This is a genomic window from Alteromonas sp. BMJM2 (assembly GCF_027257845.1).
Taxonomy (GTDB): Bacteria; Pseudomonadota; Gammaproteobacteria; order Enterobacterales; family Alteromonadaceae; genus Alteromonas.
The window spans coordinates 152,485-168,968 of the sequence record NZ_JAPVOT010000009.1 but is presented as its reverse complement, the minus strand read 5'-3'; the positions used below and the strand labels follow the sequence as shown (position 1 = coordinate 168,968).

13 protein-coding genes are annotated in these 16,484 nt (G+C 40.5%); 7 read left to right on the top strand and 6 right to left on the bottom strand.

Going from position 1 to position 16,484, the window contains the following annotated elements:
• Positions 1–408 precede the first annotated feature (408 nt).
• Complete coding sequence (locus O9X84_RS11905; protein WP_269519992.1) at positions 409–1,863, bottom strand: undecaprenyl-phosphate glucose phosphotransferase; 1,455 nt, start codon at positions 1,861–1,863, stop codon at positions 409–411.
• 696 nt (positions 1,864–2,559) lie between these two features.
• Here O9X84_RS11905 and O9X84_RS11900 point away from each other — a divergent pair.
• From O9X84_RS11900 to O9X84_RS11880, 5 genes are read left to right on the top strand one after another with little or no spacing between them, the layout of a single operon-like run.
• Positions 2,560–3,771: an outer membrane beta-barrel protein gene (locus O9X84_RS11900; protein ID WP_269519991.1), complete on the top strand. Its 1,212-nt coding sequence runs from the start codon at positions 2,560–2,562 to the stop codon at positions 3,769–3,771.
• Positions 3,772–3,815: 44 nt separating this feature from the next.
• A complete protein-coding gene (locus O9X84_RS11895) occupies positions 3,816–4,316 on the top strand; it encodes a polysaccharide biosynthesis/export family protein (protein ID WP_269520011.1) in 501 nt (166 codons plus the stop codon).
• A gap of 23 nt (positions 4,317–4,339) precedes the next feature.
• Positions 4,340–6,556 carry a GumC family protein gene (locus O9X84_RS11890; RefSeq protein ID WP_269519990.1) on the top strand — a complete coding sequence of 739 codons (2,217 nt, stop codon included), beginning with the start codon at positions 4,340–4,342 and terminating at the stop codon, positions 6,554–6,556.
• A gap of 9 nt (positions 6,557–6,565) precedes the next feature.
• Positions 6,566–7,291 (top strand): tyrosine-protein phosphatase, encoded by a 726-nt coding sequence (locus tag O9X84_RS11885; RefSeq protein WP_269519989.1) that lies wholly within the window; start codon positions 6,566–6,568, stop codon positions 7,289–7,291.
• Complete coding sequence (locus O9X84_RS11880; protein ID WP_269519988.1) at positions 7,288–8,031, top strand: VpsP family polysaccharide biosynthesis protein; 744 nt, start codon at positions 7,288–7,290, stop codon at positions 8,029–8,031. Before O9X84_RS11885 ends, O9X84_RS11880 begins: the two co-directional genes overlap by 4 nt.
• A 95-nt stretch (positions 8,032–8,126) precedes the next feature.
• Here the strand turns inward: O9X84_RS11880 and O9X84_RS11875 are convergent, their stop codons facing one another.
• From O9X84_RS11875 to O9X84_RS11855, 5 genes are all read right to left on the bottom strand, one after another.
• The gene (locus tag O9X84_RS11875; RefSeq protein ID WP_269519987.1) at positions 8,127–8,537 is read right to left on the bottom strand and encodes a 3-phosphoshikimate 1-carboxyvinyltransferase; all 411 of its coding nucleotides are present in this window, start codon (positions 8,535–8,537) and stop codon (positions 8,127–8,129) included.
• 42 nt (positions 8,538–8,579) lie between these two features.
• Positions 8,580–10,007 carry an O-antigen ligase family protein gene (locus tag O9X84_RS11870; RefSeq protein ID WP_269519986.1) on the bottom strand — a complete coding sequence of 476 codons (1,428 nt, stop codon included), beginning with the start codon at positions 10,005–10,007 and terminating at the stop codon, positions 8,580–8,582.
• A gap of 39 nt (positions 10,008–10,046) precedes the next feature.
• On the bottom strand, positions 10,047–10,619 hold the full coding sequence (locus O9X84_RS11865) for a hypothetical protein (protein WP_269519985.1): 573 nt from the start codon (positions 10,617–10,619) through the stop codon (positions 10,047–10,049).
• 114 nt (positions 10,620–10,733) lie between these two features.
• The gene (locus tag O9X84_RS11860; protein ID WP_269519984.1) at positions 10,734–12,671 is read right to left on the bottom strand and encodes a bifunctional diguanylate cyclase/phosphodiesterase; all 1,938 of its coding nucleotides are present in this window, start codon (positions 12,669–12,671) and stop codon (positions 10,734–10,736) included.
• A 2-nt stretch (positions 12,672–12,673) separates the two neighbouring features.
• Positions 12,674–13,336 carry a transglutaminase-like cysteine peptidase gene (locus O9X84_RS11855; protein WP_269520009.1) on the bottom strand — a complete coding sequence of 221 codons (663 nt, stop codon included), beginning with the start codon at positions 13,334–13,336 and terminating at the stop codon, positions 12,674–12,676.
• A gap of 600 nt (positions 13,337–13,936) precedes the next feature.
• Here O9X84_RS11855 and O9X84_RS11850 point away from each other — a divergent pair.
• On the top strand, positions 13,937–15,073 hold the full coding sequence (locus O9X84_RS11850; protein ID WP_269519983.1) for a glycosyltransferase: 1,137 nt from the start codon (positions 13,937–13,939) through the stop codon (positions 15,071–15,073).
• 5 nt (positions 15,074–15,078) lie between these two features.
• Complete coding sequence (locus O9X84_RS11845) at positions 15,079–16,398, top strand: O-antigen ligase family protein (protein ID WP_269519982.1); 1,320 nt, start codon at positions 15,079–15,081, stop codon at positions 16,396–16,398.
• Positions 16,399–16,484: the final 86 nt, after the last annotated feature.

Genomic DNA, 16,484 nt, shown 5'->3' with positions numbered 1-16,484 from the left:
GAACCCCTGAACACCAAAGATTCTGAACTCTTCAGCATTCAAACCTCCAAATAAACCTCAGTAGTGAATGTGCGCACAGATTTTTCACGTTATCGAAAGAAAAACGGATGTAAAGCAGGGTAAAACAATACCTAAGCTATAAACCTTTGCTGTGCTGAATAAGTTGGTAAACCATATAATTTTAGTTCAAGCGTACGCAAACGAGCGCACGAATTAGCTAATATAAAGCGAAATGTTGTTGAAGAATGGCTGTTTCATTGCTCGTTGAAGTATTGATAGTTTTGCTTAGGCTGCACCATGTGTGACTTTGCCCAAACCGATGAGCAAGATTAAACAGGTAAAAGAAGTAAATCTAAGTGTAAACAAGAGCACAGAGATGGACTCTCTGCGCTAAACATATCCGGTTTTCTAGTATGCGTTTTTATTTAAGAATCCATTGAATACGGTCATAAAAATAATCTTCATATCGAACCAAATAGACCAGCGATGAATGTAATCTAAGTCGTATTCGACTCTTTGTACCATTTTGTTAGTGGTTTCCGTTTCTCCACGCAAACCGTTTACTTGAGCCCAGCCGGTGATACCAGGCTTAACTTTGTGTCGCAGCATATAGCCTGTAATTATCTTTCTATATTCTTCATTATGAGCAACTGCGTGCGGGCGGGGGCCTACAATAGACATTTTGCCTTGCAATACATTAATAAATTGCGGTAGTTCGTCAAGCGATGTTCGTCGTAAAAAGCCACCTATCTTTGTTAAGCGGGCATCATTCTTAGTGGCCTGTTTTACTACTGGCCCGTTGTCTTGGGTTGTCATAGAGCGAAATTTATAAACCGTAATTTGCTTACCATCTAACCCATAGCGTTTTTGCTTGAATATAACCGGCCCTTTAGACGTCGCTTTTACCGCTGCAGCTATGCAAAGCATAGGAAGGGAAATTAATATAAGAATGGCAATACTCAAGACTATGTCTTCCATACGCTTTAATACATCACTGGCGCCCTGAAATGGAGTGTCGTAAACACTTAACGCTTGCACATTACCAACAGTTTGCCAGCGAGCGTTCAATAGGTTGTACATAAAGAAGTTTGGAATAACATAAACACTTGCGGTGGTATCGCTACACTGTTCTAAAATTGAGCGAATACGGTTTTCTGCGCTCATGGGCAATGCAATGTATATATAGTCAACCTCATTGCGTTTTGCCATCTCAATAGCATCGTCTATTTTTCCTAAAACCGTACTTTGTAGTTCGTGCTGGAGTCTATCACCACTTCGGTCGTCGAAAATCCCGTTAAAGCGAATGCCCAAATGTTCGTTGTTTTGAATTTGTAGAGCGACATTTGCGCCAAGCTGTGTAGCACCAATAACGATAGAGCGTCTGGAATTGTGCCCGCTTTTGCGGATTTTAAATAAAAATTTCCGCATAACGTAACGCCATACAATGAGCATGACAAAAGATGAAGCAAACCAGAGCAATATTGCAGTTGAGGAAATACTGATTTCGGAAACGAAAAAATACCCTAGGGTAAGCGTTGCAAATATACTAATAGCCCAGGTTATGGCTGCTGCTCTAAGCATTTCTTGCGTTCCATGACCACGCCAAGAGCGATACAGCTCTACACCTTCGGCAGAAATTTGGAAACAAACTACGTTGATGAATAGAAGAAGTAGGCTAGCGGCATCAATGGTAGACCCAAAATACATCGCACTGGCATAGTAGAGCATGGTTACGATAGCAAGGTCTACAATCCGATAGAACGTAGAGAAGCCGCTCTGATTCCTTACTATTAAGCCAGCATTCCCCGAGGGCTCCATAGAATGAGACTTTAACGCCTTATTAGATTCTTCTTTATTATCCATTAATAAATGTCTCGAAATACTCAGTTGGTTGTAAAATTGCTTCAATTATCTTAAAAAACAGCTCGAATATTTGTTGCTGCTGTCGCGTTATCTAACTGAGAATAACGACGGGCAAGAATTGCGCCACTACTTGGCAACTGAATTCACAACAAAAATCTATTCAATTTTCTACAAAATGAAACGAATGTCAGCCGATTTTGATTAACTTTAATCCCACTCGGTATCACACCGTGTCTTTTATGTAATTTTATTACAAATAGTATTACAGATCCGCTGTCGCAACTACATCTTTATCTGTTAAATCTTTCCATGTTAGCAATAAATGAGATAGCATAAGCTCTTATAAAAGGTTTATTACGAGCACAGCGGTAACCTATTTGAAAACACACCACCTGGTAAATAATAATTGCAAAAGCCTCGCAATCACTTCAATCGGCTAGGCTTATGAAGAACGACTTTATCAAGCCATGTTTTAAAGTAGTGAATATAGTTAATGGGCGCGTTGTTTGCATTAGTTTTGAAGCATTAACTCATTATTTGGCTAGATATCAGGTGTGTTTGTAGAAAAAAGACATATTTATTTCAAAAATATGCAAAAAAGTTACGCTAAAGTACTCAGGTTGCTTTCTTTTGAAGCAGCGGTGTTTGCTTTATGCACAGTTATGGCTCATTCGGATTTAAAATAGAGGAAAACTAATGTTGAGATGGACACGAAACATAGCAGTGATGTCGGCAATTTGCGCCACAGCACCCACCAATGTTTTTGCGCAGGAAGCTGGAAGAATAGAGGCTGGGCAATTTGACATCATTCCCTCTTTAAATTCGTCGATGAGCTATGTTGATAATGTGGCCTATGCTCGTGATGACTTGCCAGAAATTTACAGCTGGAGAGCGATTTTTTCGCCAGAGGTTATTGCAGCAACAGAGCTCGACGGAAACCCTGTTCAATTTGGTTATCGACTCGAACGTGGCGTCTATTTTTCAAGTAGTGCTGACGATTATACCGACCACTTTTTTGAAGCTTCAGGTGACTTTGAGTTAAACAGTCGTCATCGCGTTAATGCTTTAGCGCAATATGAAGACGGCCATGAAGATCGGGGTACTGGTTTCTCGTTAGGTCTTGGCACTAATATAGCAACTCCAGATCGGTATAAAAGTACATTTGTTGGTGGTGAGTACATGTATGGTGCAGCATCGTCTGACGGCATGATTACTTTTAAAGCTAACAGACAAACACTCGACTATGACAGAAGCGAACAAGCTTACCTAATTCGCGACCGAGTAATTAGCAGAGCGGGTGCTGAATTGGCCTACAGAATTGGGTCTGCCACCAATATGGTGCTCGATGTTACTCAAAGCTACGTGAGATATGATAATCAACAGGGAGTTACGACCCGTGATAGTGATGAGACTCGTATCTTAGTGGGTGTTACTTGGGAAACTACTGCCGCTACCACTGGGTTTGCAAAAGCGGGCTATAAAGAAAAAGACTTTAAAGCAGCGACCAGAAGTACCTTTTATGGCACAGATTGGGAAGTAGGTGTTGAGTGGCAGCCTGTTTCATACTCTACGTTTAAATTCTCTACAAGTGCAGACACAAGAGAAACCAACGGCGAAGGTAACTTTATTCGCGGTAGAGATTATACAGCATCATGGAATCATGAGTGGCTTGAACGCTTAAGTTCGTCTGTAAGTATTGCTAAAATTGACGATGAATACGTACTTACCGACAGCGTACTTGCCAATCGAGATGATGAACTAATGCGCTATTCAGCTGCGTTAAACTATAATGCAAGACGTTGGTTAAGTTTTTCTTTATTTTACCAGCTAGATGATAGAGACAGTAACCGTGCGCTTATAGGTTACGACAGAAATGTAGTGGGTATATCGGCAGAGGTAACGCTGTGAAACGTTATGCAGTATCGCTAGTATCAGTTATTTTCTTTAGTTTTATGTGTTCATTTGTTCAAGCCCAACAGGGGAACTTGAGCATGAGCCAATACCAGCTGGGCTCTGGCGATAGAGTTAACATAAGTGTTTTTGGCCAAGACGACCTTTCTATGGAGGTTAGGCTGCCTGATGTGGGCACCATCAACTATCCATTTTTGGGTGAAGTTAAGCTAGTAGGGCTGACTGCGGCAGAGGTAGAGCAACTCATTTATAACGGGTTGCTTGGAGATTACCTTGTTAACCCGTCTGTATCTGTAACAATTGTTGAATACCGTCCGTTTTTCATTGACGGTGAAGTGAAAAGGCCTGGTGGATATCCTTATCAACCGGGCTTGTCAGTTAATAAGGCCGCAGCGCTTGCCGGCGGTTATACTGAAAGAGCTGCGCGTGATAAAATTTCTATTGTGAGAGAAAAAGACGGACAGACCTTTGAATTTACGGTCACTGTCAGCGATATGATACAACCCGGTGACATCATCACCATTAATCAACGCTTTTTCTAATTTATTGATGTTTAGGAACAAAAATGGCAGTTAATAGCAGGGAAGAGCTGAATAATGGTGTGTTCGAAAACGAAACCATCGATATCGCTCATTACTTTGGAATTATAAAGCGCTACGCATTTAGAATTACGTCGTTAGCTATAGCGTTTACGATCCTTGTTGCTCTGTTGGTGATGAGAATGACACCAATGTATACGTCGGCAACGACAATATTAGTGGAGTCTGAAAAAGCAAATGTGGTCTCTATTGAAGAGGTATACGGCTTAGATACTAAACGCAAAGACTATATGCAAACGCAATATGAAATATTGCGCTCACGCCAAGTGGCTGAAAGGACAGTTGAGAGTATTTCGCTATATGACAACCCTGTTTTCATGCCTGTTGAGGAAGGACCTGGTTTTATTGATAACATAAAAACTCAGGCAGCGGAATTTCTGCCGTTTCTTCCACAAGAAGAGGCGGTTATTCTCACTGAAAGTGAGCTTTTAGCGAAGAAAAAACGCCAAGCAGTTTCTATTTTAATGAAGTCTGTAACTATTAAGATGGTAGATAATACCCAAGTTATGGAAATTTCAGTTACCACACCATCTTCTACTTTGTCTGCCACAATTGCTAATACTATCGCAGATGTCTACATAGAAAATTACTTGCAAGCCAAGCTCGATATGACAGCAAAGGCAACGTCGTTTTTAACAGAAAGCTTAGAGGGACTTAAAGAAAAGCTTGATATTGCAGAGCGAAATCTAGAAAAGTTTTATGAGCAAAATCAGGTAGTCAATATTGACGGAGTAGTAGGGTTAGCGGCAGAAGAGCTAGAGCGTTTGAGCGGGCAACTTCTCGATGCGCAAACCGCATTAAAACTAAATGCAGTAATTTACCGCCAGACTCGAAATGATACCTCTCTTGATGATGTGTCAAAACTGCCTGAAGTATTGAATCACCCAACTATTCAAGGAGTTCGACGAGACGAGGCGAAAGCGATGACTCGTGTGAACGAGCTTAGTAAAGTATTTGGTCCAAAACACCCTAAAATGATCGCGGTAAATGCAGAACTTTCTTCAATACGGGAAACGCTTAACAGCCAAATACGCGATTTAATAACCAGTATTACTACACAATACCAAGTTTCAGAAGAGCGCTTGATGCAACTACAGAAAGAAGTAGAGCGTGCTAAATCAGAATTTAGGGCCTTATCGACATTAGATAATCAACGTAAAGGCTTGCAACGAGAAGTTGATATCAATCAACAACTTTACAACTCCTTTTTCACCCGTTTAAAAGAAACCGATGAGCTTGGTGGGTTTGAGTCAGCCAATGCTAGGGTTTTAGATACGGCGATGCCCAATTACATTCCATCTAAACCAAACAAAAAACTCCTTATTGGTGCTGCATTTGTTTTTAGTATGGGTTTTGGTGTGTTTTTAGCTATTGCAATGGAAACATTAAATAGCGGTATTCGTTCTGTGGAGGATGTAGAGCGTAAGTTAGGCCAGCGCATGCTAGGTCTTATTCCTTGGCTTTCTCATAAGAAAAAGACCGATTTACCAATACGCTCATTCTTCGATGGCAAAAAACATCAGTTTGCTGAGTCTGTCCGTACCTTACGTACCAGCTTATCATTGCTTAACTTAGATAAAGACAGACAAGCAATAATGGTGACCTCCAGCGTTCCGAAAGAGGGTAAAACAACGGTTTCTATTAACCTAGCCTTCGCGCTTGGACAACTTGATAAAACAATTTTGATAGATGCCGATTTACGCCGACCGACTGTAGGAAAACAGTTCAACGTACCAAACTATCAGCCAGGGGTAGCCAACCTCATCTTAAAAACTCATACGTTTGATGAATGCTTGATAACAGACGAAGAGTCAAATATAGATATTCTTACTGCTGGCACCATCCCTTCAAACCCACAGGAGCTATTGTCTGATAAAGGGTTTGAAGCGCTAATTGTAGAATTGAAAAAGCAGTATAAATACGTGGTTGTCGACACGGCGCCGACGCAGGCTGTAAGTGATTCTATGGTGGTGGCTAATTCCTGTGATTCCATTATTTACGTTGTTCGTGCCGACAGTACGAGTGAGAAGGTGATCAATACTGGGTTATCTCGATTCCTTCAAGTTGGACATCGTCTTGATGGAGTGGTATTAAATCAAGTAGACTTACGCAAATCTGATGTAGCAAAAAGGTATGCAGGTTTTTATGACCAATATGGATATACCAGTCATAAAAATAGCTAACAGTATTATTTGATAGACGTTCATAGCCATATATTACCTGGCATCGATGACGGTGCCAGATCTTTAGACATTGCCCTTGAAATGGCTCAGCAGGCCGTTGATAACGGTATTTCACATATGGTGTGCACACCGCACATACACAAAGGCTTTTTTGACAATACTTACGCGACTATTGAAAGTGCGTTTGGTGAATTTAGTCAAAGCGTAGCGCAAAAAAATATTCCTCTTTCCCTCTCATTTGCAGCTGAAGTGCGTGTCAATGAGTTCATTCCTATATGGCTGAAGCAAAATCAGCTGCCATTTTTAGGTGCATTAAACGGTAAGCGAGTGCTGCTTTTAGAAATGCCCCATAGCCACTTACCTCAAGGACTAGATGCACTAGTAAAATGGCTATTGAGGAACGACGTTCAACCCTTAATTGCTCACCCTGAGAGAAATCGGGAGTTGCTAGCCGAACAGCATAAATTTTTATGGCTTCAGCGTTTGGGCTGTAAATTTCAGGCTACAGCGGGAGCAATTACTGGAAGGTTTGGAGAAAATGTTCAATCTTTTGCAGGGTCTTTGCTTCAGAAAAAAGCGTTTCATGTGGTGGCATCAGATACTCATGATTTGGTGAGGCGGCCAAACGATATGAGAGCAGCATATGAAAGCGTTGCTGAATTTGACGTAGACTATGCTGAAGAAATTTTTGTATCTACGCCCGCTGCTATTGTCAAAAATGCAACTAATTTATGACTAACAACTCAATGGCTATTCGCTTCTCAAAATACATATCGCTTTTTAAGATTGCGGCTCTTGCAAAGTATGCCACCGTGTTGATAGGTTTTTGGGGCGCATACTGGAGCGCTCAATTTTTTCTAGCGAGCAACGCTTACTACAGTGTAAAAAATAACGTTGAACAGTGGCAGCGCGAGCCAAATGAGGTAAGTGTTGAAAAAGCTAACGCTGCTCTCGCTAAAATTGACACATCAATTAGGTATTTTTCTGAGAATTCGCTGTACTTTCAAATGAGAGGGCAGGTATACGAGTGGCTTGCCTACACGGGTAGCGACAACAGTAACCAATATCTTAATGACGCTATAAGCAGCTATCAACAAAGCATACTGCTGAGGCCTTATTGGGCTGCAAGTTGGGTTGGTTTAGCGTCGTCTAAGTGGAAGCTAAATGAAGTGGATGATGAGTTTTATCACTACTTAGCCACAGCACAGGAAGTAGGCCCTCAAGATGCTGTATTGCATAGCTTTATTTCTGAGTTTGGCTTAAGTATGTACGAAGCCAGAAGCATTCATTATGTGAACGTTAAACCCATACTGACTAAGCACCTAGATTTAGGGCTGCAGAATCCACTAAGTAGGCAACGAATAGTGCAAAGCATAACAGATAAAGCACTAGAGACAACGGCGTGCCGATGGCTTAAATCATCGCAGTATTCGGTGAGAAAGCAAATTCCTGGATGTATTACTTACAATAAGTAACAAAAACGTCGTTATGCAGTTAGGAAAAAGGCTTAAGCGCTATTTTCAGCGGTACTTAATTGAAGTGATAATCGTTGTAATCGAATGAACTCTTTTTACTTTAGAGATTTTAAGTAGTCCCACAAGCCTAGTGAAAAATCTTCAAATAGGTTTATTCCCATCCAACTCTTTAATATATAAAGCAGTACTAAACCAAGTAACAGTGAAGTGCAAATAAATAGTGTAACCGCTGCGGCTAGCGCAAAGCGGCCCATGCGTTGCTCTGCTCTTGATAAGTCGCGCTTGTCTTTGCCTGCCAATAAAACAAAATAATAGCGACTTTTAAAAAAGCCTAGGGTGCCCCTCAAATCGACTTTGTGACTACCCCAGCGCCTTCCGGCCAGAGCGGTATTTAAATGAGTTAGCTGCTCATTAGAAAACGATTGCGCCACCTTTTTAGGCATACGTTCAAGCATGTGTTGCACGTTAGGCTCTTCATTGATGGGGCGTTTGATTTTAAGAACCACGTTTAATCCTTTAATAGCCAGTTAGCAGAATAAAAGCATATGTTAATGTTGCTCAACATTTTTCACTTTCGTTCGCATTGAAATCTCACTGCTGATTATGCCTAGTGAAAGAAGAACAACAAAGTAGGCTGCGTTTGCAGTAGCTTGTAAAGGAAAGTCGACTGTTGCATGAAGCGCCATGCCAATAACGGCCATAAAGCTTGCAAAGGCTGCACCTCTAGGCAGTGGATGCCGTCTTTTTCGAATTGCCCTAAAACTACAGACAGTACAGAGAACAACTAATAAGCCGAGTAACGCTACGCCTACAAAACCAAATTCTAGCGCAAACTGAAGATATTCGTTATGAGCATGATCATAAAAGTGTTGAATTTTTTCGTTCTGAACTCGTGGGTAAAGAGTGTAAAACGTACCACCGCCAGAGCCTAACAATGGATAGTCTGCCAATAAGGGAACTGAATCGGCAATTACTTCGTCTCTACTCTCCTGAGCGAAGCTCGTTTGCTCAAGTCGCTCTTGAACCTGCTTTAGTCCAAATAAACTACTTACAATAAGAATATCTATAATAAGCATACTTACAAACAGCGTGACATAGCTTTTTTGTCTCGGCTTGAAGTAAATAAGGCCAAGCGTTGCGGTAAGTGTCATGCTAATAAAGAACGCGCTATTGCCCATTCTAGAGCGAGACATCACCAACGCGATTACCATTATAATGATACCAATACGAAACAATACTTTATTACTTAGCCAGAATTTTATCATTCTACGTAAGCGTTCTCGCTTCGTCGAATTGTGAGTAAGGTGTAGGCTTGCTATTAAATAGCCAATAGCTGCACTTAATGAAAGTAATAAGTAATTTGCGTAGTGATTTTTATAGACAAAACTGCCAGTAGCGATGTGTGTTACTGGTAAGTCAAACAGCATGCTTTGCTGCATACCCGATAATACTTCTACAGAGCCGTAGATAGCCTGAAATATACCCGCTGCGCTAAGGGTGATTAGCGTCGCCTTAAGTCGTTTAGATGTATTGATAAGTGAAAGGGAAATAAAAAACAAAAAGCAATAGGCCAATGACTTCATGAAAGTAATATGACTTTGCCCAATATCAAAACTTAATGAGAGCCACGGCTTTTCGTGTGAAGGCGCAAATAATGAGTGCTGTGTAATAAAGCCGTGTAATCTCTCAGGCCTTACTAATTCAATGATAAAGAAGGGTAATGGAGTTATATTAATGAGTTGCCATATTAAAAACGCCGCCCACACCCAAATGTATTTCTTATAGGTTGTGTACCAATTAGCATATGAACCATGGTGGATAAGCACTAACAAGGCGCCCTGCATAAATAGGGATACTTGCATTAGTGACCAAGCCCAAGGGCGATTGGTACCAAGCGCAAGGGGGAGCCAAAACAACGTAAATAAAAGAAAACCGAAAAGAAACTTTTCGGTTTTTTGGAAGGGTTGTACTTTCAACTACATCAGTACCTTAAAAAGCGATTGCGTTTTGCCTATTTAGTTAGCTGAAACAGTAGTATCGCCACCGCCAGCACCAGCAGCACCTGTGCCAACACCTAAAGGTGATACAGAATTTCCATCCGCACCTGCAGCCGTGGCTGTTAATGTTGTTGGATCTATACCTGCATTAATTGCGGCTAGCAAAGCGTCATCTTCACTTAACACACCCATTTGAGATGCAATACTGTAAATTTCATCTGCACTTTCTGGGAAGAATATCATCGCTATCGTTACCACTTGGCTAGGCACATCTGGCATTTGGTCTAAACCAGCAATAGCAATCTCGAATCCAGTTGCATTCCCGTTCAGTAATGTCACCATATTTTCATATGATTCTCGGTTTTGTTCTAAATATGCAAAACCTGCGGCTGCAAAGAATAAACCTTCACTCAGCACTGTTTCACTGACTTCACTAGAAGCGATACCTAATGCTTTTCCTGCTTCAACTTCGTTTATTAATAGCCCTCTTACTTGGGTGCCAGGCTGAATTGAGGATGATTGGCCACTTGCTAACGTAGAAAATAACAATGCCGCGCCAACAATTAACGATACAAAAAAAGTGTTTCTCATAACATCTCCGGAAAATTCTACTTAGTTTCTAACTAAGATTGTGTGACATTGTATATCAAATGCGCGATATGTGCTGCTATTTTCTGCACTATACATATCTTAATGTAATGCGCCCTATAACTGCCATAACGTGGGCTTTGCAAAGTAAAAACCTTGCTGAAATTGAACATCAGCTGAAGACAGCGCCACTGACTCTGCTTCATTTTCAATTAACTCAGCAATAACCGATATTCCCAAGCTGCGGGCAACACTCAAAAGGCTACTTACAAACAATAAATTATCTTTGTCAGTATGAATTCCTTTCGTAAGTTTGCCAGAAATTTTTACAAAATCGGGCTGAATGGCACGTAATCCTGTAAGTGATGCAAGATTGTCACCAAAATGTTCAACGGTAACTCGACATCCTTTTTCGATTAATGCATTTGCCAATGTTATTGACTGTTCTTTGTGATGTATTAACGCAGAGTCTTCAATTTCAAACACGAGTTGCTTACACAATTTAGCATGATGAGCCAAAGTATCTATTAACCACTGCCTAAACGCCGTGTTTGCAATAGAGGCATTAGCAATATTGACTGCAATATTTCGGGAGGTGCCAGGTAGTTTTTGCAATATTAAACTAACGACTAGCTTATCCACCTCAGGAATTAAGTTAAGACGTTCAGAAGCGGGAATAAGCTGAGACATTGGAATAATGCTTCCTGTGTTCTTGTCTTTAAACCGCGCAAAGGCCTCAAAATACGTTGGACAATTTTCTCTCACGTTCATAACAGGCTGAACGAGAATATCAGCATATTGCAACTCTAAAACATCATTCAGTCGTTCTCGCCACGCGGTATTACTGTTAATAAAAGTAAGCTCAGAGGCAAACTGCCAGCCTTTCTCTTGTTTAGTGGCTGCCATCAGTGCGCTATCAGCATTTTCCATTATCTCTGAAAAAGATTGGTCATCGGTAAATTTAGTAACTCCCATCCATAGCGCTTTAGAACCATCTTTAAGCGGATTCACACTAACCAGTGCTTCACTAAAAGTTTGTAATCGATTTTCACACTCGCTTTGAGATGTGGCCTCTGTGATCATTACGAAGTCTGCACCAGACACCCTGAAGAGGAATGACTTTTCAGGAAAGCTATTCATTATTTGCTCGAGCTTCTGTGCCACACTAGATACATACGCATCACCCTCTTGAGCACCCAGTTTGGTATTAATGGTGTTTAAATGAGCAAGTCGAGCAATAATGATGTAGCCGTCGTCGCTGTTTGCTGTATTACTTAGCAGAGCTTTCATATGCCGTGTAAATGCATTTCTATTAGATAAGCCGGTTAAGCTATCTTCATAGGCTTGTGCTTTAAAATGTTCAACCTTTTGAGTCAGCTCTTTAAACATTGCTTCAATAGAAAGTGACAGTCTATTAACCGCTGTGGTTATAAAGCCTAACTCTTTAGTGAAGGGGGTATAGTCTATTTGAGAGAACTTTTGATTTTGAATGTCGTCAATTTTACTAACAACCGTATTTAGAGGCCTAGTTATAGCACTGATGATAAATATAAGAACGATATAGGCTAGAACAAACGCTGCAAAGAACATAAACGCACTTTGCTTTACACTTTCCCACAGTGTTTTATTTGCAAGGCCTGGGTGGCTTTGAACGGCTAGCTCACCGGCTATCGTCCAACCATCATTTAATTCGGTTTTTTCAACAGGTGGAGTAATTTCTACCATATCGGTAAACCAGGTGGGAACAGTCTCAACGGTTTTTGGGTTACGCCTTTCAATCAATAAGTTACCTTCCATATCGGTAATGGTTATATATTGATAAAAGCCTCTATCGAAAATAGCATTAACCATGGTCTCGGCAGTGGCTATTCCATTGGACTCAGATAAATAGGGTGTTACAGATAGTCCAAGCGATGTAGCGGTATCTTGGGCATGAGTAGCTAATTGATCGTTAACATACTCTCGCGTAAGCTTTACGTTAATAATAAACGAACCAGCAAACACAAATATTAAAAACACGAGCAAGCTTGTGCTCAGTTGGGTAGATAATCTCATTGTTATTTTTTATCTCCGTTCATTACGGTATCTAGCCGCTCTACCATGTCGTCCCACATTTTCATGGGGCCACCGCTTCTCAGTTTTTTTCCAGTTCCCATTGCTTTTGCAGCCCAAAGGCCATTGCCGTTAAAGCTATAGATGGGCACAAGGTCGCGCCGCTTATTGGCAGGTAGTATACGCCTATTTATATTGTCTAGTACTAAAGGAATGGAAGTAGGGGTTTCGTAATACGCTAGTACCATATGCGGCTGTCCGAGTTCTAAAGCTGTAACATACATAAGGCGTAGTTTGCTCTCAGGCACGCCAAGCTCTATTAACGAAAAGTATTTAGCAATTACGTAATCTTCGCAATCTCCAGCGCCCGTGGCGATAAGTTCTATGGGTGTTGCCCAGTAGTCTTTTTTCTTCCAGTGTACTACATCATCAACAAAATCGAATCGGTTGAAAAAACGATTAACAGAAAAGAGTTTTTCATCTAAATCCTCAGACTGAAGTTCGTTGATGAGTTGTCGCCAATCAGCAACAGAGTTAGATGCCTCACTGCCGTATACTGTTGCAATTCGCTTGTAAACGTTGGTAGTAAACACATTTGTTTGTTGCGCAATCAACGAGGGGAATGCAAGAAGACAGCACACCCCCAGCACTTTACGAAGCACATGAATATACACACGGCATGCGCTGTGCGTGTAACTGCTCTTGTGAGCAAGGGTGCTGTGTATACTTGTTTTTTGGTGCAAAGCGTACTTAATTAGTGCATGGATAGCTGTTGTCAAAAATGCTTCATTTACTTGCTATACATTTTCATAGCAGAACATACGTATATCATTGCAAAGTTACGTTAAACTTGAAAGATATTTACTGTGGTCTGATGTAATAGCTTTTTTCATTTGTGGCACGAATTGTGAAGATGCTATAGATGAGAAGGAAGTGAGCAAAGTATGTGGGCTAGACAAGTGTGAATATATCCTGACGAAGCTATCTGTGAATATTTGCCGGCTTGGCTAACAAAGAGTTGTTCTAGGTATAGACGTGATAAACTACGAAACAGTAAAATACAGCTGATTTTACTCGTCGTTTCAAGTGCTTCGCCCCCTTAACCTATATACTTGTCGATATAGTCGCTTAACGCGAACTAGCAAAAAAATGTATACGATAACGAATAGATAATATTTACGTTGAATTTTGTAGTTTTGTTACGTAAGCGGCCTTGGTCTGTTAGAATTTGCGTGAATTGTAGTAATTTGATCTAAAAAGGAAGGTTCATGGAACATTCAGCACGCCCTGCTGTTTTTATAATAAACTCGTTAGAGGGCGGTGGCGCTGAAAGAGTAATGGTGAAGCTTCTCTCTATTATGGAGAGTTACTTTGCGTTGCAGAACATTCCCGTGCACCTGGTGTTACTAGATAATCTGCCAGAGTCGCAAGTGTGCCCTGATTACGTTCATAAGTCGGTGCTTAATTCTGAAGGAAGCCTGTTACAGGGCTACAAGCAGCTAAAATCGCTGCTGAAGAAAATTGATCCAGCCTTTTGTTTCAGCTTTCTCACGCGCAGTAATTTCTTAAATGTTATTTTGGCTAAGCAGTTAGGGTATAAATCAATCATTAGCGAGCGAGTAAATACTTCCAGTCACTTTTCTGGTGGTAAAAAAGATGCTGTTAGTCGTTTGCTTGTAAAGCTTTTGTATAAGCGCGCTGATTCTGTTGTTGCAGTGTCTGAAGGCGTAAAAGCTGACCTAATTCAACATTACTCAGTGCCAGAATCAAAAATTTCTCTTTTATATAACCCTTACGATATAACGCAACTCAATGAGCTAGCGAGCGAAGTCGTAAATGATATACCTGACGCGCCCTATATTATTGGGGTAGGGCGATTAGTTAAAAATAAAAACTTTTCGCTGTTACTTAACGCCTATGCCAAATCCGCCATTGCGGAAGATTTAGTCATTTTAGGTGTGGGGAATGAAGAGGCCATGCTTAAAACCCTAGCTAAAACATTGGGCATTACAGATAAAGTGCATTTTCTAGGGTTTAAATCTAACCCCTATCCTTATCTTTGTAGTGCGGAATACTTTGTTTCAACCAGCAATGCTGAAGGCTTTCCAAATGCAATTGTTGAAGCTATGTGTTTAAACAAGCCAGTGATTGCTACTAATTGTGAATCTGGCCCAGCTGAAATTATTGCAGAAAGGTATCCTTATCGGGTAAACGGCGCGAGCGAAGAGAAGAACGGTATCTTGTGTGAAGTGAATAATGTTGACGGTTTCAGTAATGCTTTAATTTCATTTAATAGCAGCGTTAAGCGAGAGCATTACGTCAAAAAAAGCAAAGAGAGTGCGCAGCAATTTTCATACGCTGCGTTTTATGAGCGCGTAAAAGCCATTATAGAAAAAGACGACTGATTAATATGTTTGAAGCAATCAAACTTTTAGTAGCTCTGGTTAGCCTAGTGATGGTTTATAGAACTATTTCAGGCAACTGCAATAAGTATCTTGCTTTTGCTATCTGTGCTATTTGGCTTAGGTACTTCCTTTCTGCTTTTCATACTATTACTTACCCACCTTTAGTGGCCGGCTTCTCAATTAATGCATTGGGTAGTATTGGGGTTGCAGGTTTGGGATTACTGCTTATTCCCTCTGCAGTTTTTACTCTTAAAAAGCTTTTTCCTTTTTACGTGTTTTTCACGGCAATTGCGGTAAGTGGATTTGTAAATATGCAAATTCCAGGCACGATAAATGTTTTAGTTAAGTGGTGTTATTTTTTAGTGCTGGCGGGGGCTTTGTTTCTTTCTATTCGGGCCCAAGGGCAAAATGAAACATTTAAAAAATTGCTCGTTGCTTTTTTCATGCCGGTTACACTGCAAGTATTATCAATTCTGCTTGGGCAGGCAAAGGCTACCGAGGCAGATGGTTCTACCAGCTATATTGGTGGGTATAATCACGAAGCTGCGTTTTCTATGATAATAGTAAGCTTTATATTTGTTGTTGGATTAGTTGAACGTAACAGCATCAAATTCAGGACAAGTCTATTTTCAATGGCTGTATTTTTACTCGTTCTTGTAAACTATAGAACGGCAATCCTTACCATTCTTCCTATTGCTGCAGTGTTCTACTTCACATTAGTAGAGCAGCGTCTCAAGCCATCACAAAAAGCCCCAGTGCTTGTTGTTGTGTCTATCTTATTTTTCATGGTCTTTTCTGTACTTTCATTCACGATGCAAGAACGGTTTGCTGATGTGGGTGTATTACTAAGTAATTTGGACTTGATTGTTAAAGCTCCGATGTATTTTAGTGACGCTGAACGAGACATTATGTCGGCGCGGGTTTTCATTTGGAGTCAATACATTAATGCGTTTATGAATGCGGATGTTGTTCAACAAATCTTTGGTTTTGGCCCTGATTCTTGGAAGCAAAAGTTCGACCTATATGCGCATAATACGTTTGTATCCTACTTATACGAATACGGAATTTTAGGCCTTTCGAGTTTCTTTTTAATTTGTACTTCTGTGGTAATTCAGGCTTTAGCTATAAAAGATAACAAGCTATCTAAAATAATTGTTTTATCTTTTGGTGGTTTTTTAACAATGAACTTAGCAACCATGCCGCTTTGGAATATTGAGGGGTTGATCTTTTTTGCAATTCTCAGCGCGCTAGTTTTTAACGGACAGTTAAGTGCTAAGCGAAACGGATTAAATAAAACAATGAGTGCGACATACAATGGAAACTAACAGTGAATTAATGACTAAATTAAAATCGGGTGCAACATGAGTATGGGAGCAAATTCAGTATTTAATAAAAGCTTCGATAGCAATCT

What these genes read in the sequence shown, in the direction of transcription:
- O9X84_RS11905 (WP_269519992.1), bottom strand. Translation starts at nt 1,863, where the DNA reads ATGGATAATAAAGAAGAATCTAATAAGGCGTTAAAGTCTCATTCTATG.
- O9X84_RS11900 (WP_269519991.1), top strand. Translation starts at nt 2,560, where the DNA reads ATGTTGAGATGGACACGAAACATAGCAGTGATGTCGGCAATTTGCGCC.
- O9X84_RS11895 (WP_269520011.1), top strand. Translation starts at nt 3,816, where the DNA reads ATGTGTTCATTTGTTCAAGCCCAACAGGGGAACTTGAGCATGAGCCAA.
- O9X84_RS11890 (WP_269519990.1), top strand. Translation starts at nt 4,340, where the DNA reads ATGGCAGTTAATAGCAGGGAAGAGCTGAATAATGGTGTGTTCGAAAAC.
- O9X84_RS11880 (WP_269519988.1), top strand. Translation starts at nt 7,288, where the DNA reads ATGACTAACAACTCAATGGCTATTCGCTTCTCAAAATACATATCGCTT.
- O9X84_RS11865 (WP_269519985.1), bottom strand. Translation starts at nt 10,619, where the DNA reads ATGAGAAACACTTTTTTTGTATCGTTAATTGTTGGCGCGGCATTGTTA.
- O9X84_RS11860 (WP_269519984.1), bottom strand. Translation starts at nt 12,671, where the DNA reads ATGAGATTATCTACCCAACTGAGCACAAGCTTGCTCGTGTTTTTAATA.
- O9X84_RS11850 (WP_269519983.1), top strand. Translation starts at nt 13,937, where the DNA reads ATGGAACATTCAGCACGCCCTGCTGTTTTTATAATAAACTCGTTAGAG.
- O9X84_RS11845 (WP_269519982.1), top strand. Translation starts at nt 15,079, where the DNA reads ATGTTTGAAGCAATCAAACTTTTAGTAGCTCTGGTTAGCCTAGTGATG.